21 protein-coding genes are annotated in these 22262 nt (G+C 67.7%); 10 read left to right on the top strand and 11 right to left on the bottom strand.

All coding sequences use genetic code 11. From position 1 onward, the window contains the following. Positions 1-197 precede the first annotated feature (197 nt). From IEV99_RS09480 to IEV99_RS09465, 4 genes are all read left to right on the top strand, one after another. Complete coding sequence (locus tag IEV99_RS09480; RefSeq protein WP_188517400.1) at positions 198-1124, top strand: ABC transporter ATP-binding protein; 927 nt, start codon at positions 198-200, stop codon at positions 1122-1124. Then, positions 1121-1882 (top strand): ABC transporter permease, encoded by a 762-nt coding sequence (locus IEV99_RS09475; RefSeq protein ID WP_188517399.1) that lies wholly within the window; start codon positions 1121-1123, stop codon positions 1880-1882. Before IEV99_RS09480 ends, IEV99_RS09475 begins: the two co-directional genes overlap by 4 nt. A gap of 157 nt (positions 1883-2039) precedes the next feature. After that, a complete protein-coding gene (locus tag IEV99_RS09470; protein ID WP_188517398.1) occupies positions 2040-2444 on the top strand; it encodes a response regulator in 405 nt (134 codons plus the stop codon). Positions 2445-2659: 215 nt separating this feature from the next. Next, positions 2660-2998 carry a hypothetical protein gene (locus IEV99_RS09465; protein WP_188517397.1) on the top strand — a complete coding sequence of 113 codons (339 nt, stop codon included), beginning with the start codon at positions 2660-2662 and terminating at the stop codon, positions 2996-2998. Positions 2999-3291: 293 nt separating this feature from the next. Here IEV99_RS09465 and glpX read toward each other — a convergent pair whose 3' ends face one another. The 4 genes from glpX to IEV99_RS09445 form a co-directional block, all read right to left on the bottom strand. After that, complete coding sequence (gene glpX / locus IEV99_RS09460) at positions 3292-4299, bottom strand: class II fructose-bisphosphatase (protein ID WP_280514641.1); 1008 nt, start codon at positions 4297-4299, stop codon at positions 3292-3294. A gap of 140 nt (positions 4300-4439) precedes the next feature. Continuing rightward, positions 4440-5759: a homoserine dehydrogenase gene (locus IEV99_RS09455; RefSeq protein ID WP_188517396.1), complete on the bottom strand. Its 1320-nt coding sequence runs from the start codon at positions 5757-5759 to the stop codon at positions 4440-4442. A 68-nt stretch (positions 5760-5827) separates the two neighbouring features. Next, positions 5828-7051 (bottom strand): LL-diaminopimelate aminotransferase, encoded by a 1224-nt coding sequence (locus IEV99_RS09450; protein WP_188517395.1) that lies wholly within the window; start codon positions 7049-7051, stop codon positions 5828-5830. A 184-nt stretch (positions 7052-7235) separates the two neighbouring features. Next, positions 7236-7640 (bottom strand): hypothetical protein, encoded by a 405-nt coding sequence (locus tag IEV99_RS09445; protein WP_188517394.1) that lies wholly within the window; start codon positions 7638-7640, stop codon positions 7236-7238. A 146-nt stretch (positions 7641-7786) separates the two neighbouring features. Between IEV99_RS09445 and IEV99_RS09440 the strand changes: the two genes are divergently transcribed. Both IEV99_RS09440 and IEV99_RS09435 read left to right on the top strand, forming a co-directional pair. After that, the gene (locus IEV99_RS09440; RefSeq protein ID WP_244643708.1) at positions 7787-9592 is read left to right on the top strand and encodes a PHA/PHB synthase family protein; all 1806 of its coding nucleotides are present in this window, start codon (positions 7787-7789) and stop codon (positions 9590-9592) included. A 363-nt stretch (positions 9593-9955) separates the two neighbouring features. After that, positions 9956-11167 (top strand): cell wall hydrolase, encoded by a 1212-nt coding sequence (locus IEV99_RS09435; protein ID WP_244643706.1) that lies wholly within the window; start codon positions 9956-9958, stop codon positions 11165-11167. Positions 11168-11386: 219 nt separating this feature from the next. On the opposite strand, the gene nadC is transcribed toward IEV99_RS09435, so the two are convergent. The 4 genes from nadC to IEV99_RS09415 form a co-directional block, all read right to left on the bottom strand. After that, positions 11387-12244, bottom strand: a complete 858-nt coding sequence (gene nadC, locus IEV99_RS09430) for a carboxylating nicotinate-nucleotide diphosphorylase (RefSeq protein WP_188517391.1) — start codon at positions 12242-12244, stop codon at positions 11387-11389. 13 nt (positions 12245-12257) lie between these two features. Next, on the bottom strand, positions 12258-13811 hold the full coding sequence (locus tag IEV99_RS09425; RefSeq protein WP_188517390.1) for an L-aspartate oxidase: 1554 nt from the start codon (positions 13809-13811) through the stop codon (positions 12258-12260). A gap of 137 nt (positions 13812-13948) precedes the next feature. Next, positions 13949-15043 carry a quinolinate synthase NadA gene (gene nadA, locus IEV99_RS09420; protein WP_188517389.1) on the bottom strand — a complete coding sequence of 365 codons (1095 nt, stop codon included), beginning with the start codon at positions 15041-15043 and terminating at the stop codon, positions 13949-13951. Positions 15044-15213: 170 nt separating this feature from the next. Further along, positions 15214-15399 carry a hypothetical protein gene (locus IEV99_RS09415; protein ID WP_188517388.1) on the bottom strand — a complete coding sequence of 62 codons (186 nt, stop codon included), beginning with the start codon at positions 15397-15399 and terminating at the stop codon, positions 15214-15216. 141 nt (positions 15400-15540) lie between these two features. Between IEV99_RS09415 and IEV99_RS09410 the strand changes: the two genes are divergently transcribed. The 4 genes from IEV99_RS09410 to acuI all read left to right on the top strand — a co-directional run bounded on the left by IEV99_RS09410 (position 15541) and on the right by acuI (position 19039). Beyond that, a complete protein-coding gene (locus tag IEV99_RS09410; RefSeq protein WP_188517387.1) occupies positions 15541-16050 on the top strand; it encodes a MarR family winged helix-turn-helix transcriptional regulator in 510 nt (169 codons plus the stop codon). Between the two features lie 25 nt (positions 16051-16075). Next, positions 16076-16606, top strand: a complete 531-nt coding sequence (locus IEV99_RS09405; RefSeq protein ID WP_188517386.1) for a PaaI family thioesterase — start codon at positions 16076-16078, stop codon at positions 16604-16606. 100 nt (positions 16607-16706) lie between these two features. Next, positions 16707-17945 carry an MFS transporter gene (locus IEV99_RS09400; protein ID WP_188517385.1) on the top strand — a complete coding sequence of 413 codons (1239 nt, stop codon included), beginning with the start codon at positions 16707-16709 and terminating at the stop codon, positions 17943-17945. A gap of 107 nt (positions 17946-18052) precedes the next feature. After that, the gene (acuI, locus tag IEV99_RS09395; RefSeq protein ID WP_188517384.1) at positions 18053-19039 is read left to right on the top strand and encodes an acrylyl-CoA reductase (NADPH); all 987 of its coding nucleotides are present in this window, start codon (positions 18053-18055) and stop codon (positions 19037-19039) included. Between the two features lie 807 nt (positions 19040-19846). Here the strand turns inward: acuI and IEV99_RS09390 are convergent. From IEV99_RS09390 to IEV99_RS09380, 3 genes are all read right to left on the bottom strand, one after another. Further along, positions 19847-21088, bottom strand: coding sequence for an amidase family protein (locus IEV99_RS09390; RefSeq protein ID WP_188517383.1), 1242 nt, complete (start codon positions 21086-21088; stop codon positions 19847-19849). Between the two features lie 72 nt (positions 21089-21160). Then, positions 21161-21709, bottom strand: a complete 549-nt coding sequence (locus IEV99_RS09385) for a MerR family transcriptional regulator (protein WP_188517382.1) — start codon at positions 21707-21709, stop codon at positions 21161-21163. 84 nt (positions 21710-21793) lie between these two features. Then, complete coding sequence (locus tag IEV99_RS09380; protein ID WP_188517381.1) at positions 21794-22108, bottom strand: integration host factor subunit alpha; 315 nt, start codon at positions 22106-22108, stop codon at positions 21794-21796. Between the last annotated feature and the right edge of the window lie 154 nt (positions 22109-22262).

Here is a 22262-nt window from a genome sequence, read left to right as displayed (position 1 = left end):
GGGCCTAGCGGGTTGCATCGAGGCTCGTCGCCGGGGCTCCAGGCGTCAGACCCTCATCCGTCAGCTTCGCTGACACCTTCTCCCGGGGGGAGAAGGAGCGCGCGCAGCGGTCGCCGGGCGGGCGCCCTCCCCTTTGCGCGGCCGCCGCGCTATGTAGGGGTTTGTCCAGCCCTCGCGGCGGTCGTTCAGGATTTCCCGTGTCTCCCATCATTTCCGTCGAAGGCCTGTCGAAAACCTATGCGACAGGCTTTCAGGCCTTGAAAACCGTCGACTTGCAGATCGAGCGGGGCGAGATCTTCGCGCTGCTCGGGCCCAACGGGGCCGGCAAGACGACGCTGATCAGCATCATCTGCGGCATCGTGAACCCGAGCGGCGGCCATGTGCGCATCGACGGGCATGACGTGGTGGCGGACTACCGCGCCGCGCGCTCGTTGATCGGGCTGGTGCCGCAGGAGCTCTCCACCGACATGTTCGAGACGGTGATCAACACCGTCACGTTCAGCCGTGGGCTGTTCGGCAAGCCGAAGAACCCGGCGCATATCGAGAAGGTGCTGCGCGACCTGTCGCTGTGGGAGAAGCGCGATTCCAAGATCATGGCGCTCTCGGGCGGCATGAAGCGGCGCGTGATGATCGCCAAAGCGCTGTCGCACGAGCCGCAGGTGCTGTTCCTGGACGAGCCCACCGCAGGCGTCGACGTGGAGTTGCGCCGCAGCATGTGGGAGATGGTGCGCGCCCTGCGGGCGACCGGCGTCACCGTGATCCTCACCACGCACTACATCGATGAAGCCGAGGAGATGGCCGACCGCGTGGGCGTGATCCGGCAGGGCGAGATCGTGCTGGTGGAGGAGAAGGCCGCGCTGATGCGCAAGCTCGGGCGCCGGCAGCTGAAGCTTCACTTGCGCGAACCGCTGGCGGCGCTGCCGCCGGGCCTTGTCGATCCGGCGCTGGAGCTCTCGGCCGACGGGACCGAGCTCACCTACACGTTCGACGCCACGGCCGACCAGGGCGGCGTCGCCGATCTGCTGCGGCGGCTCGCCCAGCACGAGGTGGATTTCAAGGACCTGCAAACCTCCGAGAGTTCTCTGGAGGACATTTTCGTCAGCCTGGTCCGGGGGCGCACATGAACGTCTATGCGGTGAAAGCCATCTACCTGTTCGAGATGTCCCGGACATGGCGGACGCTGATGCAGAGCATCCTGTCGCCGGTGCTGTCGACCTCGCTGTATTTCGTGGTGTTCGGCTCGGCCATCGGCTCGCGCATGGCCGACATCGACGGCGTGAGCTACGGGGCGTTTATCGTGCCCGGGCTGGTGATGCTCTCGATCCTCACCGAAAGCCTGTCCAACGCCTCCTTCGGCATCTACATGCCGCGCTTCTCGGGGACGATCTACGAGGTGTTGTCGGCGCCCGTATCCGCCATGGAGATCGTGCTCGGCTATGTGGGGGCGGCGGCGACCAAGTCGGTGATCCTGGGCGTGATCATTCTCCTCACCGCGCGGCTGTTCGTGCCCTACGGGATCGCGCATCCATTCGTGATGCTGCTCTTCCTGGTGCTGACCTCGGTGACGTTCAGCCTGTTCGGCTTCATCATCGGCGTGTGGGCGGACAGCTTCGAGAAGCTGCAGATCGTGCCGATGATGATCATCACCCCCCTCACCTTCCTGGGCGGCAGCTTCTACTCCATCAACATGCTGCCGCCGGTCTGGCAGACCGTGACGCTGTTCAACCCGGTGGTGTATCTGGTGAGCGGCTTTCGCTGGAGCTTTTTCGGCGTCGCGGACGTGCATGTGGGGGCCAGCCTGGCGATGACCTTCGTGTTCATGGCCGTCTGCCTGCTGATCGTGTGGCGCATCTTCGCGACAGGCTACAAGCTGAAGAACTAGCCTGCCCCGCTCCAGCCTCAAACGAGGCGCAAAGCCCGGGGCGACGGCCGACGCCCCACAATCCAAGGGACAACTTGGCAGGGCGAAAAAACACGGCCGAACGGGCAGGAAACTCAGTGCGGCGCGTCGCGTTCTCGCACAGCAGGGACGAGGTCTCATGACCGACGCGCAGCTCCGGCTGGACCACCACCGCATCCTGGTGGTCGAAGATGAAGGCATGATCGCGCTCGACCTCGCGCAGGCGCTGGAGAACCTCGGCGCCGAGGTGGTCGGGCCGGCGGCCGACATCAAGTCGGCACGCGCCCTGCTGGCGGACGCACGGTCGCCGATCTCGATCGCGATCCTGGACATCAACCTGCGCGGCGAGCTGGTGTTTCCGCTCGCGGACGAGCTGCGGGCGCGGCAGACGCCGTTCATGTTCGCCAGCGCTTATGAGCACCCGATGCTGCCGCCGCACTTCGCCAGCGTGCCCATCTGGGGCAAGCCGCTGGACACCGCCGCCTTCGCGCGCGCGCTGGCCGGGCTGCTGGCGAACCGGCCGAAGCCGGCCAACCGGCGCTGACGCGGGCCGGCTAGCCGCGACGGCTTGCACAACGCACGCTTGAGTTGCATTAACCAGATCGAACGCCATTCTGCGTTCGAGGCTTGGCCGCCTGCGGCCGGCGCCGCGAGGTGTGAATGCTCGATTTCCTGCGCCGACGATCCCGAGCCCCCGCGGATGCGCCCCCGGCGCCCTCGTCGCGGCTGACGGAGGATCTGGACAGGATCCTGGCGGCCATGGACCCGACGCGAGAGGGCGACCGGCCCCAGCGGGTCGAGGCGCTGACCACGGCCGTGGCGGCCCTGAACGCACTAATGTGCAAGGGCGCGGATCACCGCTATTCGGGCATCGACTATGCGGAGCTGCGGGGCGTGGTGAGCGACTATCTCGAGCGATCGGCGTTCCAGGTGCTGGTTGGCCGGCTGGGCGATCTGCCCATCACGCTGAGCCTCGTCACGGCGGCCGCGAAAGACTGCCAGATGACCCAGACGGGGCAGGATGAGGCCTTGCTGGCGGAGATCCGCAACCGGGCGGCCGCCATCATCCAGCAGCTGAATCGCTGCGTGCTAGCCTAGTCCGCGCGCCTAGTCCGGCCGGCCTATCAAAACCTTTCTCTTGCATGGTTTCGATGAGGGATTTGTCAATTGACAAACTCGCGAGATTGCTATGGTTTCGCATTTCGGTGCGCGAAAGCGCCCGGGCCGACGTGGGGGTCGGGGGGCCTCTGCGTGGTGGCGTGATGTCGAGGGGGCATCACGCCGCCCGGCTTTTTGACCACGCGTTCCGGGTGACGGTCTAGACCCATCGGATATGAAAAAGGCGCGGATTGCTCCGCGCCTTTTCGCTTGAAGGGCCCTTGAGCCAGCTTTCAGTCGAGCCTGAACTTCTCGAACTCGCGGTGCTCAGCCTGAATCTTGCGGACCGTGCCGGTGATCGACCGATACACGATGGTCTCGGTCTCGATCACGTCTTTGCCGAAGCGCACGCCGGTGAGCAGCGCGCCGTCGGTGACGCCTGTCGCCGACACGATCACGTCGCCGTTGGCGAGGTCGGTCATGCCATACTTCTTCTTCGGGTCGGCGACGCCCATGCCGCGGGCGCGCTCAACCTTCTCGGGCGTGTCCAGTATCAGGCGCCCCTGCATCTGGCCACCAACGCAGCGCAGCGCCGCCGCGGCCAGCACGCCCTCGGGCGCGCCGCCGATGCCGAGATAGAGGTCGATGCCGGTCTCGTGCTGCATGGCGGTAAAGATCACGCCGGCGACGTCGCCGTCCGTGATCAGGCGGATGGACGCGCCGGTTTTGCGCACGGCCGCGATCAGGTCGGCGTGGCGGGGACGATCCATGATGAGCACGGAGAGCTCATGGGGCTTGCAGCCCTTGGCCTTCGCGAGCGCATGGACGTTGTCGGTCGGCGAAGCGTCGAGGTCGACCACGCCCTCCGGGTAGCCCGGGCCGATCGCGATCTTGTCCATGTACACGTCCGGCGCATAGAGCAGCGAGCCGGCCTGGGCCATCGCCATCACGGCGATCGCGCCGGGCATGTCCTTGGCGCACAGGGTGGTGCCCTCCAACGGGTCCACGGCGATGTCGACCTTGGGGCCGCGGCCGTTGCCGACCTTCTCGCCGATGAACAGCATGGGGGCTTCGTCGCGCTCGCCCTCGCCGATCACGATGGTGCCCTCGATGGGCAGCTTGTTCAGCTCGCGGCGCATCGCGTCCACGGCGGCCTGGTCGGCGGCCTTCTCGTTGCCATGGCCGCGCAGCCTGGCGGCGGAGACCGCCGCGCGCTCGGTCACGCGCACGAGTTCCATCGAGAGGATGCGCTCGATCACGTCCTTCGGCTGGACGTTGATGTCATGGGTAGTGTCGGTCACGGGCGATCCCCCGGCTGGTGGGTGGGCAGGAGACTCAATTCAGAGTCTGGGTTTATTGCGGCGAAGACGCACAGCTGCGCTAAAGGTTGCACCATTGCGCGATAACATTCCGGCTGGCGAATGGAACCCGCACGAAAGGTTTACGCGCGCTCGATCCGGATAACCTGCGGCGGCTCGGTGACGTACCCGTCCGCCAGCATGGCGTCGATGGCGCCCCGAATGGCTGTCTCTGTGGTGGCGTAAGTGATGAGCACCACCGGCACGGGCTCGCCCGAACGACCGGTCGTGTCCGCGGAGCGCGGACCGCTGCGCCGCTGCACGATGCTCTCCAGCGAGATCTGCCGCTCGGCCATGCGGGTCGCGATCGCGGCCGCCGCGCCGGGGCGATCCGCGACAGACAGGCGGACATAGTAGCCCCCCTCGTGCCGCTGCATGGGCGCGCGCTCGGCCTTTTCAAGGCTGGCGACCGGCTGCCCGAACGGGTGGAGAGCGACGCCGCGCGCCACGTCCACAAGATCGGCCAACACCGAGGAGGCCGTCGCGTCGCCGCCGGCGCCGGGGCCAACGAGCGTGAGCTCGCCGACCGGGTCGGCCATGACGTTCACCGCGTTGGTGACGCCCATCACCTGCGCGATCGGCCAGGTTTTGGGCGTCATGGTCGGATGGACCCGCTGCTCGATCCCGGTCGCGGTGCGCTCGGCGACGCCCAGCAACTTGATGCGGTAGCCCAGGTCGTCCGCCATCTTCAGGTCGAGCGGCGTAATGGCGCTGATCCCCTCCACGTGGATGGCCTCGGCGTCGATCTGGGTGCCGAAGGCGAGGCTGGTGAGGATTGCGAGCTTATGGGCGGTGTCGAAGCCGCCGACGTCGAAGGTGGGGTCCGCCTCCGCGTAGCCGAGCCGCTGGGCGTCGGCCAGCACCTCGTCAAAGCCGAGGCCCTCGAGCTCCATGCGGGACAGGATGTAGTTGCAGGTGCCGTTCAGGATGCCCGAGATGCGGTGCACGGCGTTGCCGGCGAGCGTCTCGCGCAACGCCTTTACGATCGGGATGCCGCCCGCCACCGCCGCCTCAAACCCGATGGTCGCGCCGTTGCGCTCGGCCAGGGCCGCCAGCGCGGCCCCGTGATGCGCCAGCAGCGCCTTGTTGGCGGTCACCACCGGCCGGCCGGTCTCCAGAGCGGCCTCGACGACGGCCTTGGCGGGCCCGTCCGATCCGCCCATCAGTTCAACGACGCAATCAACGCCCTGCGCACGCGCCAGCGCCACGGGATCGTCGAACCATTCAAAGCCGGAGAGGTCGACCCCGCGGTCGCGGGCGCGGTCGCGCGCCGAGACCGCCGTGACGACGAGAGAACGGCCGCAACGCGCCTGCAAGGCGTCGGCGTTGCGCGCCAGCAGGCGCACGAGCGACGCCCCGACGGTGCCAAGGCCGGCGATGCCGATGCGGAGCGGCTCAGCCATTCTGGATTATTCCTGTCCGAAAGAGGCGCGGGCTCGCCCGCGCGCCGCCTGTGCGAAAGAGGCGTGGGTCAACCGCGCGCCGCCAATGGAACGACGTTGTGCAATGTTTTCTCGGCCGTTTCAAGAAAGCGGCGGACGTTGCGGGCGGCCTGCCGAATGCGCTGCTCGTTCTCGACCAGCGCGATGCGGACATACTCGTCGCCATGCTCGCCAAAGCCGATTCCAGGGGCGACCGCGACCGAAGCCTTCTCGACCAGAATCTTGGAGAACTCCAGGCTGCCCATCTCGCGGAACGGCTCGGGGATCTTGACCCAGGCGAACATGGAAGCGTTCGGCGCGGGAAAGTCCCAGCCGGCGCGCGAGAACGAATCCACCAGCGCGTCGCGGCGCTTGCGATAGACCTCCCGCATTTCGCGGATGCAATCGTCCGGGCCGTTGAGGGCGGCGGCGGCCGCGACCTGCACCGGCGTGAAGGCGCCGTAGTCGAGATAGCTCTTCACGCGCGCCAGGGCGGCGAGAAGCCGCTCGTTGCCGACCGCAAAACCGACGCGCCAGCCGGCCATCGAGAACGTCTTTGACAGCGACGTGAACTCCACCGCGACGTCCATCGCGCCGTTGACCTGCAGCATGGAGGGCGGCGGGTCGTTCTCGTCGAAATAGACTTCGGCGTAGGCGAGGTCCGACAGGAGGATCAGCTCGTGCTTCTTCGCGAAAGCGACGAGGTCCTTGTAGAAATCGAGCGACGCCGTGTAGGCGGTCGGGTTCGCGGGGTAGCAGGTGACCACCGCGATGGGCTTGGGAATCGAGTGGACGACCGAGCGCTCCAGCGCGCGGATCATGTCCTCGTTCGGCTCGGCCGGCACCGAGCGAATGACGCCGCCCGCCATCAGGAACCCAAAGGCGTGGATCGGATAGCTCGGGTTGGGCACCAGCACGACGTCCCCGGGCGCCGTGATGGCCTGCGCCATGTTGGCGAAGCCCTCCTTGGAGCCGAGCGTCGCGATGACCTGCGTGTCGGGGTTGAGCTTCACGCCGAAGCGGCGGCCGTAGTAGTTCGCCTGGGCGCGGCGAAGGCCGCCGATTCCCTTGGAGGCGGAGTACCGGTCCGTGCGCGGCTTGCCGGCGGTTTCCACCAGCTTGTCGATGACGTGCTTGGGGGCGGCGAGGTCCGGGTTGCCCATGCCGAGGTCGATGATGTCGGCGCCAGCGTTGCGTGCGGCGGCCTTGATCCGATTCACCTGCTCGAAGACGTAGGGAGGCAGTCTCTTGATGCGGTGGAAATCGGTCGTCATGGCGCTTGGTCCCGTGAAAACAAATCCCCCTGCCCGGCCCGTCCGGTCGGGGGCGTTGCAATGAACCCGGCGCGTCACGCAACGACGGCCGGCGTCCGCCGCCGCGCATGCGAAGCAGCGCGCCTGCTTACCATCAAGGAGGCGCGCTCGCACGCATTCGTTGGTTTAGGCGCGCGATATCGAGCTAGAGCGGCGCCGCGGGCTTCGGCTTGGGCTTGTCGCCGGGCTTGGCTTTGGCGGCCGTGACCGGCGGCTTGCGGCCGCCGAGGCGATCATGCCGGGCGCGGGTTCCTTCCATCTCGGCCTCGAGCGCCTTCACCTGATCGGGCTTGCGCGGAGCGGGCCCGCCGCGCGCGGGCGGCACGACGCCGACCGGCATGTACTCCAGCGACTGCGGCCGGCTCTTGGCCACGAAATCCGCCGGCGGCGGCACATTGGTGGTGATGTTGAGCTTGTCGGTGACTCCCTTGACGCTAGGGTTTTCCGACAAGGGCTGAGCCGAGCAACCGCCGCCCACCATGGCGAGACCTGCGAGCAGCATCCCGGCGCAAAAGCGCCAGCTGGACTTGCCTGGGCGTCCGATTCTCACGAATGCTTCTCCGTCATTCGGCGTTGATACCAAACGCCTAGAAATGCCCGACAATTTTTTTAGCCTTAAACGGCGCGCCGCCCGTTATTATGTCGGCAACGAGCGCCCCGGCAAGGGACGCCGTGACGCGAAGGGGACTCAGGGACATGCAGGGCGGCGACCAGAACCACCAGACTCAGTTCCCTGTTGCAGACGCGGAAGCCCTTGCGACCAACTCCGCGCGCCTCATGGAGGAACTCGGAAAGGCGACCGCCGCAGCGTTGAAGCCCGTCGAGGAAGGCCGCGTCAAGCCCGGCGTGAGCAGCGAAGTCAGCGACATGGTGAAGACGCTGGGCCAGGTGGCCGAGCACTGGGTGGCTGATCCGCAGCGCCTCATTATCGCGCAGACCACGCTGACCAAAGGTTTCCTCGATTTGTGGACCGGCTCGCTGAAGCGCATGCAGGGCGAGCACCCCATGCCGGTGGCCGCGCCGGAACCGAGCGACAAGCGCTTCAAGGACCCGGAATGGTCCGAAAACCCGGTGTTCGACTTCATCAAGCAGGCTTACCTGATCACCTCGCGCTGGGCCGAGGACCTGGTGAAGGAAGCCGACGGCATCGACCCGAAGACCAAGCACAAGGCCGAGTTCTATGTGCGCCAGATCGCCAGCGCGCTGGCGCCGACCAATTTCGTCGCCACCAACCCCGAGTTGATCCGCGAGACCCTGAAGGAGAACGGCGAGAATCTTGTGCGCGGCATGAAGATGCTGGCCGAGGACATCGAGGCCGGCCAGGGCACGCTGAAGCTGCGCCAGACCACGGCGGGCAATTTCGCCGTGGGCGTCAACATGGCGACGACGCCCGGCAAGGTGGTGTTCCGCAACGACCTGATGGAGTTGATCCAGTACGAGCCCGCGACCGAGCAGGTGTTCAAGCGCCCGCTGCTGATCGTGCCGCCGTGGATCAACAAGTTCTACATTCTCGATCTCAACCCCGAGAAGTCGTTCATTCGCTGGGCGGTGTCGCAGGGACTGACCGTTTTCACGATCTCCTGGGTGAACCCGGACGAACGCCAGGCGACCAAGAGCTTCGAGGACTACATGCGCGAGGGCGTGTTCGCGGCCCTGGACACAATCGAGAAGGCCACCGGCGAGAAGAAGGTGACGGCCATTGGCTATTGCGTCGGCGGCACGCTGCTGTCGGTGGCGTTGGCCCACATGGCGGCGACGGGCGACGACCGGATCGAGAGCGCGACCTTGTTCACCACGCAGGTCGACTTCACGCATGCGGGCGACCTGTCAGTGTTCGTGGACGAGGAGCAGGTGCGCCACACCGAGGACAAGATGTATGCGCGGGGCTATCTCGAAGGCTCCAGCATGGCGTCGGCCTTCAACATGCTGCGGCCGAACGACCTGATCTGGCCCTATGTGGTGAACGTGTATCTGAAGGGGCAATCGCCCTTCCCGTTCGACCTTCTGTACTGGAATTCCGATTCCACCCGCATGCCGGCCGCGAACCACTCGTTCTACCTGCGCAATTGCTACCTGGAGAACAAGCTCTCCAAGGGCGAGATGGAGGTGGGCGGCATCAAGCTCGACCTCTCCAAGGTCACGATCCCGATCTACAATCTGGCGGCGCGCGAGGACCACATCGCGCCGGCCAAGTCCGTTTTCGTCGGATCGCAGAGCTTTGGCGGCGAGGTCACCTACGTGCTGGCCGGCTCGGGCCATATCGCCGGCGTGGTGAACCCGGCCGGAAAGCCGAAATACCAGTACTGGACGGGCGGCAAGCCGCAGGGCCTGCTGGAGGACTGGATCGACAACGCCTCCGAGCATCCGGGCTCCTGGTGGCCGCACTGGATCCAGTGGATCGCCGCGCAGGCCCCCGAGAAGGTGAAGGCTCGCAAGCCCGGCGGCAAGAAGCTGAAGCCGCTCTGCGACGCGCCGGGAGAGTACGTGAAGGTGCGCGCCTGATTGGCGAGTGTGGGGCGGACTTTCAGTCCGCCTCAACACGGTGCGGGCAACCCTCTGCGTCATGGCCGGGCTTGACCCGGCCATCCACGCCGGAGCCCAGCCCGTGGATCCCCGGGTCAAGCCCGGGGATGACGGTGGAGGGGTGGCAGCGGCGAGCAACCCGCCAGACGCTTAGAGAAACGCGGCAGTCTTCCGCCTCAGCTCCTGCTCGTTAACTCCCGCTCAACCTTACTCATCGATAACTGAAATCGTTCGACCTTTCGGTCTTTACGGTCACGTCCGAGTAAGGGTTCTCGCGCGCCGCGCGACATCGGGTGGGGTTGCGTTCGCATGGTTTCGAGTGTGCGTTGGGCGTGCGGAACGGTGGCTCCCTGGGCCCTTGCGGCCGGCGTTCTCGTTTCGATGGCGGCCGACGCGGGCGTCGACGCCTCGGGCGGATACCAGGTGGCCGCGATGTCGGCCGCGCCGGTCGGGATGGCCGGCATGCTGGTGCCGCCTTCCGGCGGAGGCGTCGCGCAGCTCGGCTTCGGACCCACAATTTCGCCGGGGCGCTACGGCCTCATCCACACCGCCCGCCTGCCCGCCGTGGAGCCTTCGGCCGACGCCTATGCGGGCGCTCCGCAGCCGCGGCCGGAGTTGAAGGCGCAGACCAAGGGCTTCCCGGTGGTGGACCGGAGCCACAAGGGCGACCCCATCCTGGTGCTTCGCCCGAGCCTGACCCGCGCGGCCCCGCTGCGTCGCGGCGACGGCATCGCGACCGGCATGAACGTCGACCTCCTGCCGCCCACCATCCTGTTGCCGCCGAGCTACGACGCGCCCGATTCGGTGACGAGCTTTGAGCCCAGCGCCGACGCGACCTCCACCACGCCGGTCGGCACGGCCGACTCGTCGGGCTCGGGCCAGTCGCAGCTCACGGCCGCGTCACGCGCATCCGGCGCCACCACAACGGGCGTCGGCTCGACACCAACGGTGCCGCGCGCCGTGGCGCTGTCTTCGAGCACGCCGGCCCCGGCCGACGCCACCCCGGTCGAGATCGCGGCCGCGCCGGTTTCGCTGGACGGGCTCAACGCCCTGAAGGCGCGCCTGCCCGCGGGCGGCGGCATGTCGATCGTCGCCAAGCCGGATGAGGGCCGCCCGAGCTACGCCAGCCTGATCGACCCCGAAAACCTGAACAAGGAAGAGCGCTGCCTCGCCGAGGCGGTGTATTTCGAGGCGCGCAGCGAGCCCGAGGAGGGACGCGCCGCCGTCGCGCAGGTGGTGCTGAACCGCGTCAAGAGTGGGCTCTATCCCAACACGGTCTGCGGCGTGGTCTACCAGAACCGGGCGCGCAAGTTCGCCTGCCAGTTCTCGTTCGCTTGCGAGGGCAAGGCGCTGAAGATCACCGAGGCGGAAAGCTGGAAATCGGCCGTGCGCATCGCCCGTGAGGTGACGTTCGGCCAGACCTACAACGCCGAGGTTGGCGGCGCCACGCACTACCACGCCAACTACGTGCGGCCATTCTGGGCCAAGCGGCTGAAGAAGATGGACGTGATCGGCCGGCACATCTTCTACAAGCTCAAGCCTGGGCAGACTTGAACCACCACCTCGGCGCACAAAAAATGGATTTACAACCGCTATTAATTAACTTGATTTTCGGTATTTAAGGCTGAAACTGCAGTTGTCTGCTTCGCACTGGTCCTCGGGCTTCCACCAGATCGACGCAACGCAGACAGCCCGGTCCTCGGAGCCCCACCGGGCGCTCACGTCAACGATGCCAGCCACAGGGTCGAGCGAGAAGCCGTGCGCTGGTCTGCGCTAGCTCGAGATTGCGATATCCAGGCCCAAATCCAGCACCGGCGCGGAATGCGTGAGCGCGCCGACCGAGATCATGTCGACGCCCGTTTCGGCGATGGCCTGAACGGTGTCGAGATTGACCCCGCCCGAGGCTTCGGTGCGAATGCGCCCGGCGATGCGCGCCACGGCGGTCGCCATGTCGGCAGGCGCCATATTGTCCAACAGCACCACGTCTGCGCCTTCGGCCAGCACGGCGTCGAGCTGGTCCAGCCTGTCGATCTCGATCTCGATCTTGACCAGATGCCCGACAGCCGCCTTGGCGGCCCGCAGCGCCTGCGTGACGCCGCCCGCCACCGCGATGTGGTTGTCCTTGATCAGAACGGCGTCGTCGAGCCCAAAGCGGTGGTTGGCGCCGCCGCCGCATTTCACGGCGTATTTCTCGAAGGCGCGCATGCCGGGCGTGGTTTTCCGGGTGCAGACGATGCGGGCCTTGGTGTGCTTCACCCGGTCCACGAAGGCGGCCGTCATGGTGGCGATGCCGGACATGCGGCCCATGTAGTTCAGCGCCACCCGTTCGGCCGACAGCACCGATTGCGCCGGGCCCGAAATCCTGGCCACGACGCCGCCGGGCGCCACGCGGTCGCCATCCTGCAGCGCGGGCTCGAAGCGCACCGCCGGATCGAAAATCCGGAACGCGGCGGCGGCGAGCGGCAGGCCCGAGATCACGCCCGCCTTGCGCGACGCGATCACGGCCTTGGCGGTCGCGCTCGGCGGGATGGTGGCCAACGTGGTGATGTCGCCGGCGCGGCCGAGGTCCTCTTCCAGGGCGCGCCGGACGGCGTCGTCGATCAGCAGAGGATTGAGGAACAGCGTCGTCATGGCGGGCTCCTGGTCAGGCCGCGCGCGTCTGGCTGGCGAGGAAACGCGCCTCGGACAGGTTCAGCCGTGACCGGCGCGCGAAAAGCGGGTTCGGCTCGGGATAATCCGAGCGGTAATGCCCGCCGCGGCTTTCGGTGCGGGCCAGCGCGGAGGCGGCGATCAACGTCGCGGTGGTGAGCATGTTGCGCACGGTGGCGCCCTGCGCTTCGGCCGTCATGGCGGTGATCTCCCGGCAGGCCTCCGCGAGACCGGCGCCGTCCCGGATCACGCCGACCCGCGCGCTCATGGTCTGGCGCAGGCGCGCAAGCACGGGCTCGTCCTCGCTCGCGAAGCCGCTCGCCGGCGCGTCGTCGGCGGTCCGGGGCTCGGCGTCCAGCATCGGCAGCGGGGTCGACCCGAGGTCGGCCGCGATGCGCGCCGCGAACACCACGGCTTCCAGCAGCGAGTTCGACGCCAGGCGATTGGCCCCATGCACGCCCGTGGAGGCGACTTCGCCGGCGGCCCACAGCCCCGCCACGGTGGAGCGGCCGCGGACGTCCGTCCAGACGCCGCCCATGTGATAGTGCTCGGCGGGCGCGACCGGAATGGGCTGCGTGACGGGATCGATCCCGGCCTGCATGCAGGCCGCGTAGACGGTCGGGAAGCGCTCGGGGAATTCGGCGCCGACCGCCTGACGGCAGTCCAGGAACGCGCCTCGGCCGGCCGCGATCTCGGCGAAGACACCGCGGGCGACGATGTCGCGCGGCGCAAGCTCCCCGTCCGGATGGATCGCCTGCATGAAGCGGCGGCCTTCGCGATCCACCAGCCAGGCGCCGTCGCCGCGCAGCGCCTCAGTGGCGAGCGGCGCGGGATCGCGGCCGATGTCAATCGCGGTCGGGTGAAACTGGACGAACTCGGCGTCGGCGATCAGCGCGCCCGCCTGGGCGGCCAGCGCCACGCCGTGGCCGTTGGCCTGGGGCGGGTTAGTGGTGACGGCGAACAGGTGGCCCACACCGCCGGTGGCCAGCACCACAGCGGCCGCGGGCAGCACGCGCGCGATCGCGGCGCGGCCGCCCTCGCCCCGGCTAACCACGCCGTTGACCCGGTCGCCGCTGCGCACGAGGCCTTCGGCGACCTCGCCCTCCAGCACGGTGATGGACGGCGTCTTGCGCACGGCCGCGACCAGCGCCTCCATGATGGCTTTGCCGGCCATGTCGCCGCGCACGCGCACGATGCGGCGCTCCGAATGGGCGGCCTCGCGCGACTGCACAAGATGGCCTTCCAGATCCTTGTCGAACGGCACGCCGTAGGCGAGCAGGTCGTGGATGCGGTCGCTGGCCTCGCGCGCCATGCCGAGCGCCACGGCCTCGTCCACGAGGCCTGCGCCGGCCACCACTGTGTCGGCCGTGTGCTTCTCGGCGCTGTCACCCTCCGACATCGCGGCCGCGACGCCGCCCTGGGCCCAGCTCGAGGAGGCGCCCTCCCCGATCGGCGCAGCGGCCAGCACGGTGACGGGGCGCGGGCTGAGCTTCAGCGCGCAAAACAGCCCCGCGAGGCCACCGCCGACGATGATGATGGGTGCGGCCATGAGGATGGCCCTTTCTTGAGAGCGGACGAGGTCGCGGGCCACGAGGTCCGCCGTCGAGGCGCAACGCCGTGCGCCGCAGGCTGCGGAACGGCGCGGAGGAATGCGGAAGCGGGACGGGCGCCCGCTTCCGCCGCAGCTCAGTTCTTCAGGTTGATCATCCGCTCGATCGGCAGGCGGGCCTTTTCGGCGATCGCCGGGTCGATCAGCACCTCCTCGCGCATGTTCACCAGGCTATCGAGGATCTTAGGCAGCGTGATGCGCTTCATGTGCGGGCAGAGGTTGCAGGGGCGAACGAACTCCACCTTCGGGGCTTCGGCCGCCACGTTGTCGGCCATGGAGCACTCGGTCACCATGACGACGCGGCGCGGCTGCTTGGTCTTCACCCAGTCGATCATGTGCGCGGTTGAGCCGGTGAAATCGGCCTCCGCGATCACGTCCGGCGGGCATTCCGGGTGGGCGATGATCCGGATGGTCGGATCGGCGTCCCGGTAGGCGCGCAGTTCCGCCCCGGTGAAGCGCTCATGCACCTCGCAGTGGCCCTTCCAGAGGATGAGTTGCACCTTGGTCTGCGTCTGGACGTACTTGCCGAGATACTCGTCCGGCAGGAAGATCACCCGGTCGACGCCCAGGCTCTCCACCACATGGACGGCGTTGGAAGACGTGCAGCAGATGTCCGTCTCGGCCTTCACGTCGGCGGACGAGTTCACATAGGTGACCACTGGCACGCCGGGGTACTTCTGCTTCAGCAGCCGCACGTCCGCGCCCGTGATCGAGGCCGCCAGCGAGCAGCCGGCGCGGCTGTCGGGGATCAGGACCGTCTTCTCCGGGCTGAGCAGCTTGGAGGTCTCGGCCATGAAGTGCACGCCGCACTGGACGATGATGTCTTCCTTGGCCTTCGCGGCGAGGCGGGCGAGCTGCAGACTGTCGCCCACCACATCGGCGACGCAGTGGAAGATTTCCGGCGTCTGGTAGTTGTGCGCCAGGATCACGGCGCCGCGCTGGGCCTTGAGCTCGTTGATCGCCTTCACGTAGGGCGCGAAGAACGGCCACTCCACAGACGGGATGACGTCCTTCACCTTCTCGTAGAGGTGGGCGGTTGCGGCCTCCACTTCCGGAGTCCACGCGATGGTCGGCATGGGCAGCACGCCGAAGCGGCGCTGGGCCGGCGTCAGCTCGGACGCGACAGGCGGAAAGGGAGCGCGAGCTCCGGCGGCGGCGAACTGGGCTTCCATGGCGACCCCCTAATGCTCACATTGAGCATAAGAAGAACCGGGCAAGATCGATCAAGCCTGGAAGCGAGATCGATCCACTTATGCTCACTGTGAGCATAAGTATTATAGGCACGGCGCCCGGGCTTGGAAAGGGGTCGCGACAAAATTGTGACGCACGCCCGGACCGCGCTTCAACGCGGACGCACGTAGACCGGCAGCATCAGCCGAATCGTCGCCGCGCTCAGCGAAAACCAAATCCGGAACGCCTGCTCGATCGCGACGACGGGCAGGATCACCGAGTTGGAGGCGTCGTCCTGCCGCTTAACGAAACGCGGCTGCCCATCCGAGAACGCGTCGATATCCGATTGTGTGATCATCACGTGTGCTCCGACCAGGCCAACGGACCTGATCTCGCTGCAACGCAGCATAGGGTGGGATCGATCCCTCCGAAAGCGCGCCACTGCCCCGGTTGTACGCCGGCGCTTGGCGAACCGCGAACAAGCGTGTATCTACACGTCATGGCCCGTACGCCCCTCCCCGCTGACCTGCCGCAGGATTTGCCGCTGTGCTTCGCCCGCTCGGCCAGCATGGCGGCGCGGGCGCTGGTGCGCGTGTACAACGCCCACATGCGTGAATCCGGGCTGCAGATGGCGCAGTTCTCCGTGCTGGCCGGGCTGCGGATCGATCGCTACGACAGCCTCTCCCACCTGGCAGACGGGCTGGCGCTCGAGCGCACGACGCTTTTGCGCAATCTCGACCAGCTGCGTCGCGCCGGCATGGTGGCCCCCTGCGGATCTGAAGGGCGCGGCAAGCGCTACCGGCTCACCCCGGCCGGCGAAGCCGCGCTGGCCAAGGCCATGCCGTTCTGGCGCAAGGCGCAGGACGCCTTCGCGGCCGAACTCGGGCCGGATGCGGCGCTCGCCTACAAGCGCGAGCTCTCGACGCTGCGTCGCGCCGCTGAGACGCTGGCGGCCGATCTCGACGCAAATCCCGACGCGAAGGCTGCCCCGGACGCGCCTTCCCGTTGACACGCCCCGCCTGAAAGGAGCGCCCATGTCCCCCGATCCCATCGCCCTTGATCCTGCAGATGGCCAGCCCGCCATCCGCTACGGCGTCCTCCCCCTGCACGAGGTCGCGTCCGTGTCGGGCCTGGACTTCCTGCGCGGCATGATCGCCGGGATCTACCCGGCCCCGCCCATCGCGGAAATTTCGGGCATGCGGCTCGGCCGCGCCGACGAGGGCGAGGTGGAATTCGAGGGCGCGCCCACCCATGCGTTCATGAACCCGCTGGGCACCATCCATGGCGGCTGGACCTCCATCATGCTCGACACGGTGATGGCCTGCGCGGTTCACACCATGCTGAAGGCCGGCCAGGGCTACACTACGGCCGAGTTCAAGGTGCACTTCGTGCGGCCCGTGTTTCCGAGCTCCGCGCCCGTGCGGGCGGTCGGCTCCGTGATTCACGCCGGCGGCCGCCTCGCGACTTCCGAGGGCAAGCTCTACGACGCCCGCGGGCGGCTGCTGGCGCACGGCACCGAGACCTGCTTCGTATTCGATGTGCCAAAAGCCGCCGCGGCGGCTTGATCGATCGCATTCGGCGATCGGAGCCATCACAAGCCCTGACTTTTAGAATCCAACCCGCGCGCCTAGCATCCCGCCTCTCGCACCTCCCCCGGAGACGCCCATGAGCACCGCAGCCGATCCATCCATGGCGCGCAAGGCTTCGCGCTATGCGCCGGAGTTGATCCTCGCCGCCGGCTGCCTGTGCGGGCTGATCACCTTCGGGCCGCGCGCCTCGGCGGGACTGTTCCAGATCCCGATGAGCCAGGAATTCGGCTGGGGCCGCGAGGTGTTCTCCTTCGCGATTGCGATCCAGAACCTGCTCTGGGGCGTCGGCCAGCCCTTCGCGGGCGCACTGGCGGACCGCTTCGGCACCATCCGGGTGCTGATTTTGGGAGCCGTGCTGTACGCGGCCGGGCTGGTGGTGATGTCGGTCGCCAGCACGCCGGGCATGATGACGGTGGGCGCCGGCGTGCTGATCGGGTTCGGGCTTTCGGGCTGCTCGTTCAACCTCGTGCTCGGCGCCTTCGGCAAGATCCTGCCGGAGAAGTGGCGGGGGCTCTCCTTCGGCCTCGGCACGGCGGCGGGCTCCTTCGGCCAGTTCCTGTTTCCGCCGATCGGCTCGATCCTGATCGACCACATCGGCTGGCAGCAGACCTCCGTGATCTTCGGTCTCACGGTGCTACTCGTGATCCCGCTCTCGTTCATGCTGGCGACGCGCGGCAACGCCTCGGAGCCGGCCACGAAGGGACCTTCGCAGTCGATCGCCCAGGCGCTCGGCGAGGCGTTCCGGCATCCGAGCTACGTGCTGCTGGTGCTCGGATTCTTCACCTGCGGGTTCCAGCTCGCCTTCATCACCGCGCATATGCCGGCCTACCTGAAGGACCAGAACCTGCCAGCCTGGGTGGGCGCGTGGACGCTGGCGATCATCGGGCTCGCGAACGCGGTCGGCTCGCTGACGTCGGGATGGCTGTCGGGGCGGATGAGCAAGCGGTGGCTGCTGTCGGGCATCTATCTCGCCCGCTCGGTGGCCGTGCTGGTGTTCATCATGCTGCCGCCCTCCCCGGCCAATGCGTTGAGCTTCGGCGTCGCGATGGGACTCCTGTGGCTTTCCACGGTGCCGCCGACGTCCAGCCTCGTGATCCTGATGTTCGGCACGCGCTACCTGTCGATGCTGTTTGGCTTCGCGTTCTTCTCGCACCAGGTCGGCGGCTTCCTGGGCGTCTGGCTCGGCGGCGTTCTCTACGAGAAGACGGGTTCCTACGACGTGGTGTGGTGGCTCTCGATTGCGCTCGGCGTGGCGTCGGCCATCATCAACATCCCGATCCGCGAGGCGCCGGTGGCGCGGCCCGCCCTGGCCTGAGATCAGGCTTCCGGTCTGCGCAGGCCCGCACCTTCGGCGGGCTTGCGGCCTCCCGGGCGCGGCGCCACAACTCGGCGCAACAGAAGCGCTCAGGCGAGGAGATCAGGATGGCGACGTTCCGCGCGGTGGTGGTCGACAAGGGCGAGCAGGGATACGGCTGCGGCTTTCGCGACTTCGACGAGGCCGACCTGATGGACGGCGACGTCACGGTGCGGGTCACGCATTCCACCGTGAACTACAAGGACGGCCTCGCGATCACCGGCAAGGCGCCAGTGGTGCGCCGCTTTCCGATGATCCCGGGCATCGATTTCGCCGGCGTCGTGGAAAGCTCCAGCCATCCGGACTGGAAGGCCGGCGACGAAGTGGTGCTCGACGGTTGGGGCACGGGCGAGACGCATCTCGGGGCCTACGCGCAGAAGGCTCGCGTGAAAGGCGACTGGCTGATCCCGCGCCCGGCGGGCCTAAGCCCGGCCGAATGCATGGCCATCGGCACCGCCGGCTACACGGCGGCGCTGGCCGTGATCGCGCTGGAGAAGCATGGCCTGACGCCAGACAAGGGCCCGGCTGTCGTAACGGGCGCGGCCGGCGGGGTCGGCTCCGTGGCGATCGCATTGTTGTCCAAGCTCGGCTGGCGCGTGATCGCCTCCACGGGGCGGCCCGAGGAGGCCGACTACCTGAAGGGGCTCGGGGCGGCCGAGATCATCGACCGCAACGAGCTCTCCGCGCCCGGCAAGCCGCTCGCCAAGGAGCGCTGGGCTGCGGGCGTCGATTCGGTCGGCTCCACGACGCTGGCGAACCTGCTGGCGCAGACCCGCTACAACGGCGCCATCGCGGCCTGCGGGCTGGCGGGCGGCATGGATCTGCCCTCCTCGGTCGCGCCTTTTATCTTGCGCGGCGTCGCGCTGCTCGGCGTGGACAGCGTGATGGCCGCCAAGGAGCGCCGGCTCGAGGCCTGGTCGCGGCTTGACCGCGACCTCGACCGCGCCAAGCTGGCGTCGCTGACCACCACGATCCCGTTCGACAAGGTGATCGAGACCGGAAAAGCCATCCTGGACGGGACCGTGCGCGGCCGCGTGGTGGTGGAGATCGGGTGAGCGCTGGCTTTTTCTCTCTCCGTCATGGCCGGGTTTGTCCCGGCCATCCACGCCGACGCCCAACGCGTGGATCCCCGGTACAAGCCCGGGGATGACGGTTGAGGATTCACGGCGATCCCGCAATATCCTCAGCAAGACGCGGCGGCTCGCCCTTCCCCCAATCCGCCGTCATTCTACCTCGAAACCCTCATCCTGAGGAGCATCGCCTCTTGGCGATGTGTCTCGAAGGACGAGGGATTCCAGCTCGTACAGGGATTGAGCGCACTGGACCCCTCGTCCTTCGAGACGCAGACCCAAGGGGGCCTGCTCCTCAGGATGAGGGGCGTTTAAGTGGCTTAGGCTGGTTGCGGGCGGGCCCAACCGCCCCAAACAAAAACGCCGCCGGTTGCCCCCCGGCGGCGTCAACTCTCCGATCCGAGCCCGGATCAAGCATCTGGCGCTTAGGGTCCCGGCTGTCCCGCCGGGATGGCCGGCCTCAGAACAGTCCGAGGACGACGGCGCCGACCAGCGCGAAAGCCGCGCACATGGCCATCATGTTGAGCCGCTGCACCAGGGCCATGAGGTCCTCCTCCTGCGGTTAACATTGCACTAACGCTAGCAGCCTCGCCGTGTTCCGCAAGCCCTTTTGTTGCTGCGGCGCAACGTAGGAAAGTTATTTTAAATGCCGCGCAGTCCGTTCATGCGCTCGTCATGTTTTTGCTTGTCAACGCCCCGCAAATCCAGACGCTCAACTCTTGCGACTTAGGTCCGCGAAGTTTTGGAATGCATCCTTCCGGCAATTCCACGAAGAAGACGATGTGATTTCTATTAGAGCGCCTTGATCGCCAATTCGAGGAGACGAGCGGCCGCGAGAGCGCGGGAATCCCGCGCGAAGGGCGCGACGATCTGGATTCCGATGGGCATTCCGTCGCTTGCGCGCAGACCCGGAACATTCACGCAAGGCGTTCCCAGCAGCGTGAACAGCCTATTGAAGCGCGCCTCGCCGGTGGTGGCCCGCGCGGGCGCTGGTCCGGGCGCCGAAAGCGTCAGCAGGACGTCAACCTCTGCGAAGAGGTCCTTGGCGGCGTTGCGGGCGCGGCGGGCCGCCCCGCGGGCGCGGTCGTAGTCGTCGGTCGACACGGCCTCGCCTGCCGCGAGCGCCGCCGCGAGGCCGGGCGGGATCGCGGCGCGCTGGGTGCGCCACTCCCAACCGAGCGAGGCATGCAGCTCGTACTGGTAGATGGTCGGCTGCAGCCGGTCCGCCTCAACGAGCGCGCCGGGCAGCGTCACTTGCGTTACGGATGCGCCCTGCGCGGCCAGGGCTGAGGCGGCGCGCTCCAGCGCGGCTTCCGATTCGGGGCTGCGCTCGCCCGCATGCGGCATGGTGGAGACGCCGAAGCGCAAGCCGGCCGGATCGTCCCCAAACGCCATGTCGCGCCCGCTGATCGCCGCCAGCGCGTAGGCGAGGTCGTCTGCGGCCGCGGCGAAAAGGCCGAGCGTGTCGAGCGTCCAGGCTGTGGTCTTGGCGCCGACGGTCGGCAGCAGCCGGAATGACGGCTTGATGGCCGCGACGCCGCAGAAGGACGCCGGCCGGATCACCGATCCCGCCGTCTGCGTGCCGATCGCGAGCGGGATGAGCCCGGCCGCCACGGCTGCGGCAGACCCGGCCGAGGAGCCGCCCGGCGTTCGCGCGGCATCGTGCGGGTTCAGGGTGGGAGCGGGATCCAGATACGCGAAGGCGGTGGTTTCGGTCTTGCCGATGATCGATCCGCCGAGCTCCCGTACCCGGTCGACGATGGCGGCGTCGGCGCGCGGCCGCCACCCGCCAAAGATGGCCGCGCAGCCCATCTCGGTCGGCAGGTCGGCGGTGTCGATGATGTCCTTCACGCCCACCGCGACGCCGGCCAGCGGGCCCGCTCCAGGCGCGGCTGCGCTATCCGAGGCGAAGCTCGCGAAGGCCTTGAGGTCGCCGTTGCGCGCCTTCGCGGCCGCCATCGCGGCCTCCACGGCGGCGGCAGGCGCAAGCTCGCCGGCCTCGATGCGGCGGCGCGTCTCGATGATCGACAACATGGTTGGGCTGCTCCGTGCGAGCGACCAGGCCTAGCGCCGTCGGCGTGGCCTGGTGCTCGGCTGAGATGGCGATCAGGACGCCTCGGCGTCCCCATCGTGCTGCGGCTTGATGGATTGCAGCAGCCGCTGGCACTCCACCAACTCAGACAAGGCTCCCTGCAAGCGCCGGATCGCGTCCGGCGACATCACGATGCCGCCGGCGGTGGACACGAGCGCGCCGCGCGTGGCGCCGGTTTCGGGCGGCGACAAGGGGTTGTCGTCCCCGTCGTCGCTCTCGCGCTCATCAGGCTCGAAATCGTCGTCGTCGCCTGCCCGCCCCTGGCTGGGCGGCGGCATCGGGGCCGTGATCTCGCCGCGGCCGAGCGCCTGGACGGAGCGCAGGCCCTGTTCCTTCAGGATGCGCTGCACGCCCTTGATGGTGTAGCCCTGCCCGTAGAGCAGCTGGCGGATGCCGCGCAGCAGGTCCACGTCGTCCGGGCGGTAGTAGCGTCGACCACCGCCGCGTTTCAGCGGCCGGATCTGGGCGAAACGCGTCTCCCAGAACCGCAGGACGTGCTGCGGCAGGTCGAGGTCATCGGCGACCTCGCTGATGGTGCGAAAGGCGTCAGGACTCTTGTCCACCGCTGGCCCCCGGGCAGACTGTCACGCAAAATTGGCCGCGCCGTTTACCGATCGGCGGCCGGCGGCTTCGACCGCGATGGTGGGTCAATCCTCTTCGCTTCCAGCTTCGAGCCCATTGATGCGGGCCTTGAGGATGTTGGACGGCTTGAAGATCATGACGCGGCGGGGCTCGATCGGCACCTCGACGCCGGTTTTCGGGTTCCGGCCGACGCGTTCGCCCTTGGAGCGCACCACGAAGGAACCGAAGGACGACAGCTTCACGGTCTCGCCTTCCGCCAGGCAATCCGAGATTTCCTTCAGCACCAGCTCGACCAGCGCGGACGATTCCGTGCGAGACAACCCCACGCCCTTGTAGACCGCCTCGCTCAGCTCGGCTCTCGTGATGGTGCGTTCAGCCACGCTCGTCCCCCGACTGGTCATTCTTCGTTGAGAATCGCTGGGCCTTGCGGCGAGAAAACGCCGGTAGCCCTCTGAAAACCGAAGGCTATTCGCGCGCGAAGGGCTGGTCAACGCTGATGATCTGCGTCTCGTGGATTACAACTTGGACGCGAGA

The sequence above is a fragment of the Alsobacter metallidurans genome (assembly GCF_014636935.1).
GTDB classification, from domain to species: domain Bacteria; phylum Pseudomonadota; class Alphaproteobacteria; order Rhizobiales; family Beijerinckiaceae; genus Alsobacter; species Alsobacter metallidurans.
This window is presented reverse-complemented; position numbering and strand designations above follow the sequence as displayed.